General features: G+C 58.9%; 13 protein-coding genes and 1 tRNA gene. 9 read left to right on the forward strand and 5 right to left on the reverse strand.

Annotated features, from left to right (window positions below):
* Positions 1 to 605 precede the first annotated feature (605 nt).
* The 9 genes from LVY71_RS14090 (at position 606) to terL (ending at position 9,013) form a co-directional block, all read left to right on the forward strand.
* A complete protein-coding gene (locus tag LVY71_RS14090; RefSeq protein WP_235100500.1) occupies positions 606 to 1,277 on the forward strand; it encodes a hypothetical protein in 672 nt (223 codons plus the stop codon).
* Between the two features lie 6 nt (positions 1,278 to 1,283).
* Positions 1,284 to 2,282: a hypothetical protein gene (locus LVY71_RS14095; protein ID WP_235100501.1), complete on the forward strand. Its 999-nt coding sequence runs from the start codon at positions 1,284 to 1,286 to the stop codon at positions 2,280 to 2,282.
* A 7-nt stretch (positions 2,283 to 2,289) separates the two neighbouring features.
* Positions 2,290 to 2,640, forward strand: a complete 351-nt coding sequence (locus tag LVY71_RS14100) for a hypothetical protein (protein ID WP_235100502.1) — start codon at positions 2,290 to 2,292, stop codon at positions 2,638 to 2,640.
* A 46-nt stretch (positions 2,641 to 2,686) separates the two neighbouring features.
* The gene (locus LVY71_RS14105; RefSeq protein WP_235100503.1) at positions 2,687 to 3,385 is read left to right on the forward strand and encodes a hypothetical protein; all 699 of its coding nucleotides are present in this window, start codon (positions 2,687 to 2,689) and stop codon (positions 3,383 to 3,385) included.
* 254 nt (positions 3,386 to 3,639) lie between these two features.
* Positions 3,640 to 4,671, forward strand: a complete 1,032-nt coding sequence (locus LVY71_RS14110) for a hypothetical protein (protein WP_235100504.1) — start codon at positions 3,640 to 3,642, stop codon at positions 4,669 to 4,671.
* The gene (locus LVY71_RS14115; protein WP_235100505.1) at positions 4,671 to 6,734 is read left to right on the forward strand and encodes a hypothetical protein; all 2,064 of its coding nucleotides are present in this window, start codon (positions 4,671 to 4,673) and stop codon (positions 6,732 to 6,734) included. The genes LVY71_RS14110 and LVY71_RS14115 overlap by 1 nt, the downstream gene beginning before the upstream one ends.
* A 287-nt stretch (positions 6,735 to 7,021) precedes the next feature.
* Positions 7,022 to 7,210 (forward strand): hypothetical protein, encoded by a 189-nt coding sequence (locus LVY71_RS14120; protein ID WP_235100506.1) that lies wholly within the window; start codon positions 7,022 to 7,024, stop codon positions 7,208 to 7,210.
* Positions 7,200 to 7,517, forward strand: a complete 318-nt coding sequence (locus LVY71_RS14125) for a hypothetical protein (RefSeq protein ID WP_235100507.1) — start codon at positions 7,200 to 7,202, stop codon at positions 7,515 to 7,517. Before LVY71_RS14120 ends, LVY71_RS14125 begins: the two co-directional genes overlap by 11 nt.
* A complete protein-coding gene (gene terL / locus LVY71_RS14130) occupies positions 7,514 to 9,013 on the forward strand; it encodes a phage terminase large subunit (protein ID WP_235100508.1) in 1,500 nt (499 codons plus the stop codon). Before LVY71_RS14125 ends, terL begins: the two co-directional genes overlap by 4 nt.
* Positions 9,014 to 9,118: 105 nt before the next feature.
* Here terL and LVY71_RS14135 read toward each other — a convergent pair.
* From LVY71_RS14135 to plsX, 5 genes are all read right to left on the reverse strand, one after another.
* Positions 9,119 to 9,196: transfer RNA gene (locus tag LVY71_RS14135), tRNA-Pro, on the reverse strand.
* A 109-nt stretch (positions 9,197 to 9,305) separates the two neighbouring features.
* The gene (locus LVY71_RS14140) at positions 9,306 to 9,959 is read right to left on the reverse strand and encodes a MerR family transcriptional regulator (RefSeq protein ID WP_235100509.1); all 654 of its coding nucleotides are present in this window, start codon (positions 9,957 to 9,959) and stop codon (positions 9,306 to 9,308) included.
* A gap of 37 nt (positions 9,960 to 9,996) precedes the next feature.
* Positions 9,997 to 10,326 carry an integration host factor subunit alpha gene (locus LVY71_RS14145; RefSeq protein WP_235100510.1) on the reverse strand — a complete coding sequence of 110 codons (330 nt, stop codon included), beginning with the start codon at positions 10,324 to 10,326 and terminating at the stop codon, positions 9,997 to 9,999.
* 128 nt (positions 10,327 to 10,454) lie between these two features.
* Positions 10,455 to 11,432, reverse strand: coding sequence for a beta-ketoacyl-ACP synthase III (locus LVY71_RS14150; RefSeq protein ID WP_349629892.1), 978 nt, complete (start codon positions 11,430 to 11,432; stop codon positions 10,455 to 10,457).
* Positions 11,429 to 12,490, reverse strand: a complete 1,062-nt coding sequence (gene plsX / locus LVY71_RS14155) for a phosphate acyltransferase PlsX (protein ID WP_235100511.1) — start codon at positions 12,488 to 12,490, stop codon at positions 11,429 to 11,431. The genes LVY71_RS14150 and plsX overlap by 4 nt, the downstream gene beginning before the upstream one ends.
* Between the last annotated feature and the right edge of the window lie 195 nt (positions 12,491 to 12,685).

Genomic DNA, 12,685 nt, shown 5'->3' on the forward strand with positions numbered 1-12,685 from the left:
AGGGCCTGGGGAGGATTCAGCGGCGGGTCTGGCGTGCATTCATTGCCAAGCCCCTTGCTGAGCTTTCAACACATGATCTGGTGGCGTGGTGTTATCCCCGATTGCGAACGCCGCCGACAAGACATCAGCGACGAGCTGTAAACCGAGCGGCAGCTAGAGTTGCTGAGCGACTGCGTCGGAAACGTAACGGCATCGTTTGGCGCGCGAAGTCTTCCCATTGACTTCCCAACTTGTTGCAACAGCGCTGCGTTTCTGAAAATCCGGCGACAAATCAGGCGTTTGAGTTTTGCGACCCTTAGTCAGCAGAACTTGAGAGCAAACATTCCGCGCGCTGTCACGTCTTGGCAGCACATGGCACGACAAACGCAGCGGCTTGTCCTTCTTTTGCACGACAACGTTTTCTACATCCCTCTCAGGACATCGGCACACAAAGGATTTCCGATGAGAGAACGAAAGTCAGCCCAGGTCGTAACTCGGATTTCCGAATCTGACCTAGAGCGCATTGAGCGTGAAGCAGAGCGAGAGGGTCTAAACACCTCAACGTTCATTCGCATGACGCTGCGCCGGGCGCTGGAAAGCCGCCAAGCGGCAGCGGAGTTAGCTTAATGGGATTTCTCGATACGTTGCTAGGCAAGGATGCCAGCAAGGCGTCAAAGGCCGCTGCGGCTGACACCTACGCAAAGCAGCAGACCGCTATTGGCGATCTGAAGACAGCGGGCAATCAGTATGCGACCGACTTCAAATCGCTTGCGGGGGAGTTTCAGCCCTACCAGGCTGCCGGCACATCTGCGCTTGAACGTCTGATGGCTGGCCTCGGCCTCGGCGGCAATGGGGCAGATTTTACGGCGGCATATCGAGCGACGCCGGGTTATCAGGCTGGCCTTAGCACCGGTCTTGATGCGATCAACCGCCGTCGCGCGGCTGGCGGGATGCTGGACAGCGGCAACGCAGATATTGACGCGATGAAATTCGGTAGCGACTACGAAGATCAGCGCTCGCAACAGTACCTCGGCAATCTCGGCAACGTGGCCACGATGGGTCAGAACGCTACCGGTCAGTACGTCAACACTGTCGGCCAGGGCCTCACTGGTAACCTCGGTGCACAGCAGACCGCTTTTGGCGGGCAGATGAATGCTGCCGGCACCATCGGCCAAGGGATGGTAGCGGGGGCAAATGCTGAAGCCGGCGCTCTGGGGAATCTTCTCAAAGTTGGTGGCTATCTCGGCGGTGCTGCGCTCGGCGGCGGCTGGGGTAGCGCCCTCGCCGGAAAGAAGTAACACCGAATGGTTGGCACAATCACACTTGCCGGCACGCAGCGACTCCACAGCGTCACCGCAAAGCCACTCAACGGCGGGAAAGTCTGGATCATCCAGGCCGGGACTACTTCTGCCCCGCAGGACGGATTCTATGACAGCGCACTGACGCAGCCCTTACCGCGCCCGATCACACTGGACGCCGGAGGAAACATTCCATTTTTTTACTTGGAAGATGGACAGGTTAAGATTCGTATTGAAGATGCGAACGGCCTCCAGCAATTCGCGCAGGACAACATCCCGGTTATCGGACCTAGCTCCGGCGAAAGCGGCGGCGGTGGTGTTGACCCGACGACCATTGCTCAAACTGGCGACGTAATCTGGTCGCCAGTAAACAGCACGCGCACCGGCTGGGTCAGGTTGAACGGTCGAACCGTAGGCAATACCTCTTCCGGCGCGACGGAGCGCGCGAACGCTGACACGTCTGCGCTTTACACTGTGCTTTGGAATAATTTCTCTGACACGCTGTGCCACGTTACGGGCGGTCGCGGCGCGAATGCTGCTGCGGACTATGCTGCGAACAAGCCGATTGCCCTCCTCAATGGTCGCAACGTTGTTCTCGGCGGTCTCGATGACATGGGCAATACGGCGGCGGGTGGGTACACGGGTGTGCCCGTTATAGTCGGCAATGTCACGACCGCCGGCAGCATCGTTGGTGAGACTGTTCATGCCCTCATTGCTGCGGAGCACGCCTCACACGATCATGACGTGTTCATAAATGACCCCGGCCACAACCACACACTCACTAATGGGCTTACTGGAGCCAACGGCGTGTCGGTCGGCACCGGTTCCGGTAGCGGCTTGCAGACCGTCGTCTCTATCGGGATTCAGGCGGCAACAACCGGCGTTCAAGTTCGCAGTGCATCTGGTGGCGGCGGCACGCAGAACAAGACCAACACACAAGGCTCCGGTACGGCGCACAACAACGTGCAAAAGACCATGCTCGGCACGTTTTTCATCAAGCTGTGAGAATCGAATGAGCAAACCAAAAGTCAATAAACGCATTGAGGACATGTCTGTAGCTGAGCGTTTGGCAGCTATGGCCGGGCCAGAAATCTCAGAAGAGGATAGGGCTGCTAAGCGGCGCGCTTCCTTTGAAATTGAGCAGCGACGCGAGCAAGAGCGGCGCGCAAATGCATTTCCTATTCTTGCCCCGGACGAGATCGTTCGCACGTCGGTGTTCGGATGGAAGTATGTGGATTCTCGCGTCGTGAACGACGATGGACCGGCACACGATGGTTCGCGAAAAATCACTCTCGAGAAAATAGGTCGCGCGGAACGATGCACGTTGCGTCGTGACCGCGTTCGCGTGGTGCCGGCGCAATAATCGGGCAATGCTGACGCCGGGCTTTCGGGCGTAAGGAGTAGACCATATGGACGATCAGAATCAGGTTCTAAACGAGTCACCTGTTGCGCCAACCGATCTTGGCCAGATTTTTAGCGAACAGAATTCGTCAGCGGAGTCGCAATCCGCCACACAACAGAATCATCGGGAGCAGTCGGACGCGGCAAGCCCCGATGATACCGGTAGCGACGCCCAGCGCGACAATAATTGGACGTTTAAGGCGTTCGAGAGCGAGAAGAAAAAGCGACAGGCCACTGCCGCCCGCCTGCGGGAGGTCGAAGAGGAGCGCGACGCGCTGCTGTATGAGCAGTCGCAGAAGGGCGAGGCCTCACCGGAAGAAACTCAGTACTGGTTAAATCCGCATGAGACGGTTCGGGAAGTGGAAATCAGGACGAACTCGCGAGCTTCGCGAGCGGAGTTTATTTCTGAGTATGGCAAATCGACCTTTGAGGACCTTGACCGGATCGTTGACGACGTAATGCGGAAGGGTCACCCCGACCACGCTATTCTTAGCGAGAGAATGCGAGCGTCGAATGATCCCGTCGCTGTGATGGCGCAATGGGCATCAGAAACTCTCGGTTGGTCGCCAACCGCCTCGCAGCAGAACGCTCGTCCGCGAGTCATGCCCACGAATCTTGCCGGCGCTCGCAATGTCGGGAAACGGATCGGCCCCGCTTGGGGCGGGCCATCAAAGCTGGAAGACATTTTCAACAGGAAGCGACCATGACCGAAACTAAAATTACAATCACCCACACGCCCCGCGCATCGGCGGCGAATGTGGCGCTGCCCTCTTGGCAGTGGACCATTGAACATCGCGGAGATGTCTTCTCTAGCGGTGACAGGGTAACGCAAGGGGGTGCGACGTTCTATGACTCTGACGCGGCGCTGGCAAATGCCGGGTCGAATCTTCGGAGCTATCTCACCAGCCCCCGCGCCCAAGAGCGCGAGAGGCAGCGCAAGACTACGAAGGGTTAAAACCTGATGGCAAATCCTTTTGAAGTGCAGGCCCCGAATATCTTTGATGCCCTCATGTCGGGGGTGTCTGCCTATGGCACCACGCGCAGGCAGATGAAAGAGCGCGAGTTGGAAGACGGGTATGCTGAAGTCGGCAATCAGATTGCAACAAAAGGCGCGATCGACAAGGCGTCGCTCGGCAAGATTATCGGCATGGGACCGCAGGCCGCTCCCCTCCTGACTGCAATTGGCTCGATTGGCAAAGCCGACCAGACGGACACCCTGAAGAACCTTTCCGCTGAGAACGCCGCCCGCGCTGCAAAGGGTTTGCCGCCCATGTCGCCGCTCGAATATCAGACGGCAGTTTCTCAGGCAGGCGCAAATAAATCAACGATCAATATGCCCCCGCAAGAGAAGGCATACGATCAGGCGATGGGCAAAGAGCTTGCTGATATGAACATTGGAATCATTAAGGGAGCTGCGAGCGCTCGCACGTCGAATGCAAATCTGGATCGCCTAGAACAGTTGCTTCAGGACCCCGGCGTCTATCAAGGCACCGCTGGCGAGAAGGTCTTACAGGCCAAGAAGATTGCAAAATCTCTCGGGATTGATGTTGGCGAGGGTGTAGGCGGTGCCGAAGCGGTGCAATCCATTTCTAACCAACTTGCCCTGCAAGCGCGCAACCCTGCTGGGGGCGCTGGCATGCCCGGCTCTATGTCGGACAGCGACCGAGCCTATTTGAAGGAGATGCAGCCCGGCCTTGAAAAGACGCCGGATGGCAACCGGTTGATCGTTGACGTAAATCGCAAGCTGAATCAGCGCGCCATTGATGTTGAGCAATTTCGGCAGAACTACATCAAGAAAAAAGGTCGTTTGGACGAGGGCTTTTATCGTGACCTTGCCGAGTGGTCGAACTCAAACCCGCTGTTTCCGAATGGCGCTGCATCTGGCCAATCGGCCCAGGCGCAGATGCAGATGCAGCCCCGTCAGGGTCGTGACGGAAATTATTATGTTCCCGATCCCGCGCGCCCCGGCAAATATTTGATGGTCAATCCCTGATGCCAACGCTTACCGCTGTTGACTATGACCCGTTCGCAGACAGCCCGGCTCCAACGCCGGGCGTCAAGCGCGTCTACATCGGCCCTGGCACCGAAAGTCCGAAATTGACGCCAGTTGACTATGATCCGTTCGCGAATACTGCCGGTGATGTTGCGCTCGATGTTGCGAAGTCAGCCGGCGTTGGAATTGGTCGTGGCCTAATCGGTATCGGTGGATTGATCGGGGATGCATCGCAGGGACTTGCGACGGCAACGAACTACCTCGGCAACAAAGCTGCGGAAGCGATGGGCTTTCCTGCTTACGACATGCCAGCGCGCGACAACACGGTTTCAAAATATATCCCGACCTCTCATGATATTCAGCAGTACATCGAAGGCGTGACCGGAAAGTTTTACAAGCCACAGACCCGCGCTGGCGAGTATGCACAGACAGTCGGTGAGTTTTTGCCGGGCGCGGCACTTGGCCCCGGTGGCGCAGCTCGCAATGCTGTCAATTTCGCAGTGGTGCCGGGCATCGCGTCAGAACTTGCGGGGGGCGCAACGAAGGGCACGGCGCTAGAAATTCCTGCCCGCGTCGGAACGGCGTTGATGACGGGCGGTGTGGCTGCGGCCATCAATCGCCCGTCATCCGTTGGCCGCGCTGTTCGTGCCAATCTTTCCGCCAATGTCGATGAGGCGGCAGTTCAGCAGGCCGCCGCGTTGATGGACGATGCCGCCGCGCATGGCGTTACCCTCACCTGGGCGGAAGCCCTTGAACAGGTATCACCAGGCGCGGGGCTTACGAACCTTCAGCGCGTTGTGGAATCAAATCGCGGTGGCCGTGAAGTCCTCGCGCCAATTCTTGCGCAGCGCCCGCAGCAGATCGAAAACGCAGCTCGTGCCGAGTTTCAAAATATAGCACCGGCTAACAACGCGCCGTCCAATATCGGCCCCGCTGTCGGTCGCGCCGCAGAGGGTCACATTGATGACACTCGTGGGATGATTAACACGGCGTCAGAGCCTTACTATACGCAAGCAGCAGGGGTCCGCCTCAGTCCGCAGGAAATGGCGCGCGTGCGTGCGCTGCCGGGTTATGAGGAGGCGCGGAACGCCGTTTTCAGTGATCCTCAACTTGCGCGCTATGTGCGCGGTATGCCTGAGGATTCCGTTGGCTTTCTGAACGAAGTCAAAAAACAGCTAGACCAGTCTGCAACAAATGCGGCTTCGCCGGTCACTGCGCAACAGAACATGCAGCGCTCGGCTGGCTATGGCTTGGACGCTACGGCGGTACGCGACGCGGCCCGCCGCGCTTCTCCCGACTACGACACCGCGCTCGCAATCCAGAGCGGCGGCCGCGAGCAAATCCTGCAACCGATCATTGACGGCCCGATTGGACGACTCGCGAAACGCGACTTGCCTACACGCGAGGCAATCAATGCGCTGTTCCCGTCGCAGCCTCTCGCAAATTCGGAACGGGAGATTGCCCGCACGGTGACTACGCTCGTTAACCGGAATCCCGGCGCGGCACGTGATCTTGTCCGCGCTCACGTTGAGGGTGTGTTTAACGAATCCGCCCGCAGCCTGCAAAGTGGTCCCAATCAGTTCGGCGGCGCAAAGTTCGCGAACCGCCTCGTCGGCAATTCTCAGCAGCGCGCAAACTTGCAGGCTGCCGTGGAGTCTCTTGGGCCAAATGGCCCGCGTGTGTGGGATGGTTTCGACCGCCTTCTTGATATTGTACAGGCCACCGGCACACGTCAGGCGCAAGGCTCTAAGACCGCCTTCAATGTGCAGGACCTTAAAGACCTCTCGTCAGGCGGGACGGTGGGCAACGCCATCAAGACCAGCGCCAGCCCCGCCAAATGGCTGTCTACCATTTCCGACGCATGGTCACGTTGGCAGCTAGGCAACAATCTCACCGGGATTGCGGAATTTCTTATTGATCCTCGATCAAGGACGATGCTTGCGCACATTTCTCGGATGCCGATTGACTCTACTGCCGGTCAGATTCTTGCGGCGAGAATAATCGCGACTGGATCGAGCGCAGTAAATAAGCGCCGTCTAGAACAAGAGAAGTCAAAGCGGTGACGCAAGCAGCAGCCAAGATGCAAGCGATGGCCAGCACCCATGGATTACCGTTGGGTGTCCATTCGTATGCCCACTCTAGCAAAATTACGCCAAGGACCGCCGACCATTGCAGAACGTACCACGGCCAATTTCTTCGTGGCCGAGGGAGTAACAGACGAGGCTCCGCTTGCCTCCTGATGTCCGCAACCGGAAACGGCGCGTTTATTTTGCGCTCAAGTTTGGCAATTGCCCCTGAAGCAATCTCGCGCGGATCATTCGACATGGACAAACATTAAAGGAACGAGGGAATGGCGCAAGTAAAGATCATGACAGACGACGGTTCGGCGTTCCGCCTGGCTGTCCAATATCGCAACGATGCTGGCGAGTGGGTGCATTGTGAGTACCGCCATGAGGCTGGCGTCTCCGCAGAACTTCCCCTTCAGCGCTACCGCTATATCGTGGAATCCGAAATTGGGAGTGCGCCGGATGTCTCGTGAATCTAACGGGCGATTTGGCAAGGGCAACAACGGTCGCGTGCCCGGCTCCCGCAATCGCTTGCAGGGAAAGTTTATTGACGAGCTTGCGAATGATTTCGCTGAGCATGGCGCGGGCGTTATCAAAATCGTTCGGGCTGAAAAGCCAACGGAATACCTCAAGATTGTCGCCAGCATTCTTCCGAAAGAATTGTTTGTTTCTGATGGCGCAATCGACGCCATGACAGAGGAGGAAGTCGTTGAGGCGCTGAACAATCTTCGCGCCATGAGGGCGGCCAGCCAACACGCCCAGACCGAGACAGAACATTGACTACGGACGTTGCGCCGGAAGCCCTTGCCGAATTAGAGCGGCGACTGCTTGAAAGGCAGGGCGTCCTCGCTGTGCGCCGGTCGCTTTCGTCATGGGCGCGCTATTGCGGCTATGTGCCGGCTCGCCACCATCAGATTATAATGGACGAGTTGGAGCGCTTCGTCGCTACAGATGAGTTTGACGTCCTGCTATTCCACGCCCCACCCGGCTGCGCCAAATCAACTTACATCTCGCAGTTATTTCCTCCCTGGTATCTTGCCAACTACCCGCAGAACAACACGCTGTTTGCGACACATTCCGATGATTTCGCCATGCGCTGGGGCCGCAGGGTGCGCGCGTCGATCAAGGATTGTTCGGATGTGCTGGGAATCAGTCTGTCAGCATCTAACGCGGCGTCGGACAATTTCAGCATTGAGCAAGGCGGCGAATATTACGCGGTGGGTGCCGGCAAGGGCATCAGCGGTTTCCGTGCAGACCTTGGCCTCTGCGATGACTTGTTCGGTAATCGAGAGGACGCGTGGTCAAACACAGTGCGGGAGAAGCGATGGGATTGGTATACGGACGATTTCGGATCGCGTTTGAAGCCGGGTGCCAAGCGCATTCTGATGAATACGCGCTGGCATGAGATGGACGTTGCAGGACGCATTGTCTCTCAAATCGAGGCCGGCAAAGTGCGCGGCAAGATAATCGACATTCCGGCAATTGCTGGTGAAAGCGACCCGATCGGACGCGCGCCCGGTGAATACCTTTGGGACGATGATCCCGCCTACAAATACGGCGACTTTCTCCGCGCTCGGCAGAACGAAACCTCGCCCATGATGTGGGCGGCGCTGTTTCAGCAGAAGCCCGCGCCGGAAGATGGTGACTACTTCAAAGCAGAATGGCTCCGCGCTTATGATCAGATTCCAGATCGAAAGGAGCTGCGGATTTACGGGGCATCCGACTACGCGGTGAGTGCCGACAAGGGCGACTACACGGTGCACGCCGTGGTCGGCATCGATCCGAAGGGCGATATGTATCTGCTCGACCTGTGGCGCAAACAGGCTGCGTCGGATGAATGGGTGGAGAGTTTCTGTGATCTTGTTCGACAGTGGCAGCCGATGGCCTGGGCCGAAGAGTCAGGCCAGATCAAATCCGGCGTCGGGCCGTTCCTAGAAAAGCGACTGCGTGAGCGACACGCTTACGTGTATCGCCAACAGTTCCCGACGCGTGGGGACAAAGCCGTTCGCGCGCAGTCCATTCGCGGTCGCATGGCCATGAAGGGGCTGTATGTCCCGATGACGGCCAACTGGTATCCCGATTTTAAAGCGGAGCTTATGAGTTTCCCAGCGGGCCGGCACGATGACGCGGTGGACGCCTTGGGTCTGATCGGCCAGTTGCTCGATCAGATGGTGTCTGGCAGCGCGCTGAAACCGGAAAAGAAAACCTATCGTGACAGGTGGGATGAGGTCTTTTCAGAAGACGAAAACGCGAACCTCAGTTGGAAGGCCGCCTGAAGCCCGTCACTTTGCTGCGACCTGTTGCCGCAATCCCACACCCTTCCCAGCCGGGTTTTTGGGAAAAATAGAACAAAAAGATCGGGCTTAAGTCTTTGATTTGGTTGGTCGGAGCGAGAGGATTTGAACCTCCGACCCCTAGTCCCCCAGACTAGTGCGCTAACCGGGCTGCGCTACGCTCCGAACCGTGCCAAGAGGCAGGGATGCTGTAGCCTCGTTCACGCTGCCGCGCAAGAAGGGGCCGCCCCCACTGGGGCCATGGAGCCGGTTTTGACCCGGCAGAACGCCTTCCTTAGTTGTCCTTCAGCACCTGATCGATCAGCGCCCGCGCCCCGATCAGGTCGTCGAGCGCCGCCTGGAGCCTGCCCCGGTCGATCGGCTTTGCGCCCTTGCGAACGCTGGGCGGGGCATAGGCCTCGGCCCCTGATGGACCATTTGCCGGGACGGGCTGCACCGGCTTCGGCATGACAGCCTTGGCTGCCTCGTTCAGCGGCGGTCCAAGATCGCGCAGCGACAGCGGCGACGCATAGCTCCCGGAGCGAATCTCCGGCTCGTCCTCCGCAAACTCGTCCTCCTCTTCGATCTCAGCATCGAGTTCCGCCAGATTCGGCGCGCGCTCATTCTTCTCTGCCTCGAAGGAGGGACCGTCGAACAGCGCCGACGCATGATCCGCCGACCCGTCGGTCAGGCTCTGCACCGACTTGATGCCGTGTTCCCGCAAAATGCGCTGCACGCCGCGGATCGTGTAGCCCTCGCCGTACAGCAGGCGTCGGATGCCGCGCAGCAGGTTGACGTCGTCCGGGCGGTAATAGCGGCGTCCGCCGCTCCGTTTCATGGGCTTGATCTGGGTGAAGCGTGTTTCCCAGAACCTCAGGACGTGCTGCGGCACATCAAGGTCATCAGCGACTTCACTGATCGTCCGAAATGCGTCAGGCGCCTTGTCCAAATGCAGGCTCCCCGTTGAAAGCCGCCGCTCTCAGTGGTCAGTCGTCCGCGCCCGCCGCGGCGGCACTGCCATTGCCGTTGATACGCTGCTTGAGAATCGCTGACGGCTTGAACACCATAACGCGGCGCGGAGAAATCGGCACCTCCGTTCCGGTCTTGGGATTGCGGCCGATGCGCTGGCCCTTCTTGCGCACCATGAACGAGCCGAACGAGGACAGCTTCACTGTCTCGCCCTTCTCAAGGCAATCAGTGATCTCTTTCAACACAAGCTCGACAAATGCCGACGACTCCGTACGCGACAGCCCTACCTTTTGGTAGACTGCTTCGCACAGATCGACACGTGTGACTGTCTTTCCGGTTCCGGTCATCGCCTGCCCCGCTCACGGCGAAAAATTTATGTTCTGAAATTATGAGCTTAGCGAGCGAGGGTCAACCTTGCTCATCAATGCACAAGCATGGAATTGGATTCAATTATCGCCAGACTTTAGCAAAAGACTCACCAGCGCAACAGCGCCGATCCCCACGTAAATCCGCCGCCCATCGCCTCCAGCATCAAAAGATCATTCTTCTTGATGCGCCCGTCACCCGCGGCCTCCGCAAGCGCGAGAGGAATCGACGCCGCTGAGGTGTTTCCGTGGCGATCGACCGTCAGCACCACTTTCTGCGGCGCAATATGCAGCTTCTTCGCCGACGCATCGATGATGCGCTTGTTGGCCTGATGAGGAACCAGCCAGTCCAGATCGTCCGCGCTGGTGCCGGTCGCAGCGAAGGCGTCGACGATGACGTCGGTGATCATGCCGACGGCGTGCTTGAACACCTCCCGGCCCTCCATCCGCAGATGGCCCACGGTCTGGGTGCTCGACGGCCCACCGTCGACGAACAGCTTATCCTTGTGGCGGCCATCGGAACGCAGATGCGTGGTCAGAATGCCGCGATCGTTGGAGGTTCCGGCTTGCGGTTGCGCTTCAAGGATCACGGCACCAGCCCCGTCACCGAACAGGACGCAGGTTCCACGGTCGTTCCAGTCCAGAATCCGCGAGAAGGTTTCTGCGCCGATCACCAGCGCGCGCTTGAACGCTCCGCTCTTGAGAAAATTATCGGCGGTCGCCAGCGCGAAGATGAATCCCGAACACACGGCCTGCAAATCGAATGCAGCGCCGTGGTTGATGCCGAGGCCGTTCTGAATAGCGACAGCCGTGGCAGGAAAAGTATTGTCCGGCGTCGAGGTTGCCAGCACGATCAGGTCGATCGACTGCGTGTCGATGCCGGCATTGGCGATCGCCGCCTGCGCGGCCTTGAGGCCGAGGTGCGACGTGAACTCGCCTTCCGCAGCGATGTGCCGCTGCTTGATGCCGGTACGCTGGACAATCCATTCGTCGGATGTGTCCACCATCTTTGCCAATTCGGCATTGGTCAGGATGCGCTCCGGCATATAAGAACCGTAGCCAAGCACGACCGAACGCATCACAGTCACGAGACAGCCTCCTGCGCGTTGGGCACGATCGAAAGAGCGTGGCCATCGCGGTTGAGTGTTTGATTGATCTTGGGCAGGAGATCGTAGCGAACCATGTCATAACCAACATCGACTGCCGACGCAAAGCCCTCGGCATCGGTGCCGCCGTGGCTCTTGATGACCACTCCGTTCAGCCCGAGAAAGACGCCGCCATTGACCTTGCGGGGATCCATCTTGTCGCGCAGCGCGTTGAAAGCGCCACGCGCGAAGATGTAACCGAGTTTCGAGCGCCAGGTCCGGCTCATGGCGCTGCGCAGATATTCCGCGATCTGCCGCGCGGTGCCTTCGGCAGTCTTCAAGGCGATGTTGCCGCTGAATCCTTCGGTCACGATAACGTCGGCAGCGCCCTTGCCGATGCCGTCGCCCTCGACAAATCCAATGAATTCGAGTTGCGGCAGGTTCATCGCCCGGAGCAGTTCCGCCGCGCCCCGCACCTCCTCGACGCCCTTCACTTCTTCCACGCCGATGTTGAGCAGGCCCACCGTCGGCCGCTCAAGATCGAACAACACCCGCGCCATGGCGCTGCCCATGATCGCCAGGAAGGCGAGATGGCGCGCGTCACCCCCGATTGAGGCGCCGACATCGAGCACGACGGATTCGCCGCGCACCGTCGGCCAAACGGCTGCAATCGCCGGACGGTCAATGCCGGGCATCATCCGCAGGTTCAGCCGCGCCATCGCCATCAGCGCGCCGGTGTTGCCGGCGGAAACCGCGACATCGGCCTCGCCCTTCTTCACGGCATCGATCGCCAACCACATGGAAGAAGACTTGCGGCCCCGGCGCAGCGCCTGGCTCGGCTTCTCGTCCATGCTGATGGCAATATCGGCATGGAAGACCCGTGACACGGCCTTGAGCGCCGGATGGGCTTCCAGTTGCGTGTTGATCAAGGCGCTGTCGCCGAACAGCAGAAATTCGATATCGGTGTGCCGCGTCAACGCGAGAGCCGCGCCCGGAACGACGACCGATGCACCGAAATCGCCGCCCATGGCATCAAGCGCGATTCGAACCTTTTGCGGCATAAGGCGTCCCGGAAACCTGATCGTTGCGGCCTTGAGGTGATTGGCCGCGGTCTGAAAGCCGTCGTTCTGACAGCATTAGGCGGAGGTATTCGCTACAACCAGCGCAACCCCAGCCGGGCAGCGACAATAGCGTTTTTGTGGTGCGATACAACGGCTTGACCACGACCGCCGGTTCGGACAAGCGCCTACCCGCCT

The organism is Bradyrhizobium sp. G127, assembly GCF_021502575.1.
In the GTDB taxonomy this organism is placed as follows: Bacteria; Pseudomonadota; Alphaproteobacteria; order Rhizobiales; family Xanthobacteraceae; genus Afipia.

What these genes read in the sequence shown, in the direction of transcription:
- LVY71_RS14115 (WP_235100505.1), top strand. Translation starts at nt 4,671, where the DNA reads ATGCCAACGCTTACCGCTGTTGACTATGACCCGTTCGCAGACAGCCCG.
- LVY71_RS14120 (WP_235100506.1), top strand. Translation starts at nt 7,022, where the DNA reads ATGGCGCAAGTAAAGATCATGACAGACGACGGTTCGGCGTTCCGCCTG.
- LVY71_RS14090 (WP_235100500.1), top strand. Translation starts at nt 606, where the DNA reads ATGGGATTTCTCGATACGTTGCTAGGCAAGGATGCCAGCAAGGCGTCA.
- LVY71_RS14110 (WP_235100504.1), top strand. Translation starts at nt 3,640, where the DNA reads ATGGCAAATCCTTTTGAAGTGCAGGCCCCGAATATCTTTGATGCCCTC.
- plsX (WP_235100511.1), bottom strand. Translation starts at nt 12,490, where the DNA reads ATGCCGCAAAAGGTTCGAATCGCGCTTGATGCCATGGGCGGCGATTTC.
- LVY71_RS14095 (WP_235100501.1), top strand. Translation starts at nt 1,284, where the DNA reads ATGGTTGGCACAATCACACTTGCCGGCACGCAGCGACTCCACAGCGTC.
- LVY71_RS14100 (WP_235100502.1), top strand. Translation starts at nt 2,290, where the DNA reads ATGAGCAAACCAAAAGTCAATAAACGCATTGAGGACATGTCTGTAGCT.
- LVY71_RS14145 (WP_235100510.1), bottom strand. Translation starts at nt 10,326, where the DNA reads ATGACCGGAACCGGAAAGACAGTCACACGTGTCGATCTGTGCGAAGCA.
- LVY71_RS14125 (WP_235100507.1), top strand. Translation starts at nt 7,200, where the DNA reads ATGTCTCGTGAATCTAACGGGCGATTTGGCAAGGGCAACAACGGTCGC.
- LVY71_RS14105 (WP_235100503.1), top strand. Translation starts at nt 2,687, where the DNA reads ATGGACGATCAGAATCAGGTTCTAAACGAGTCACCTGTTGCGCCAACC.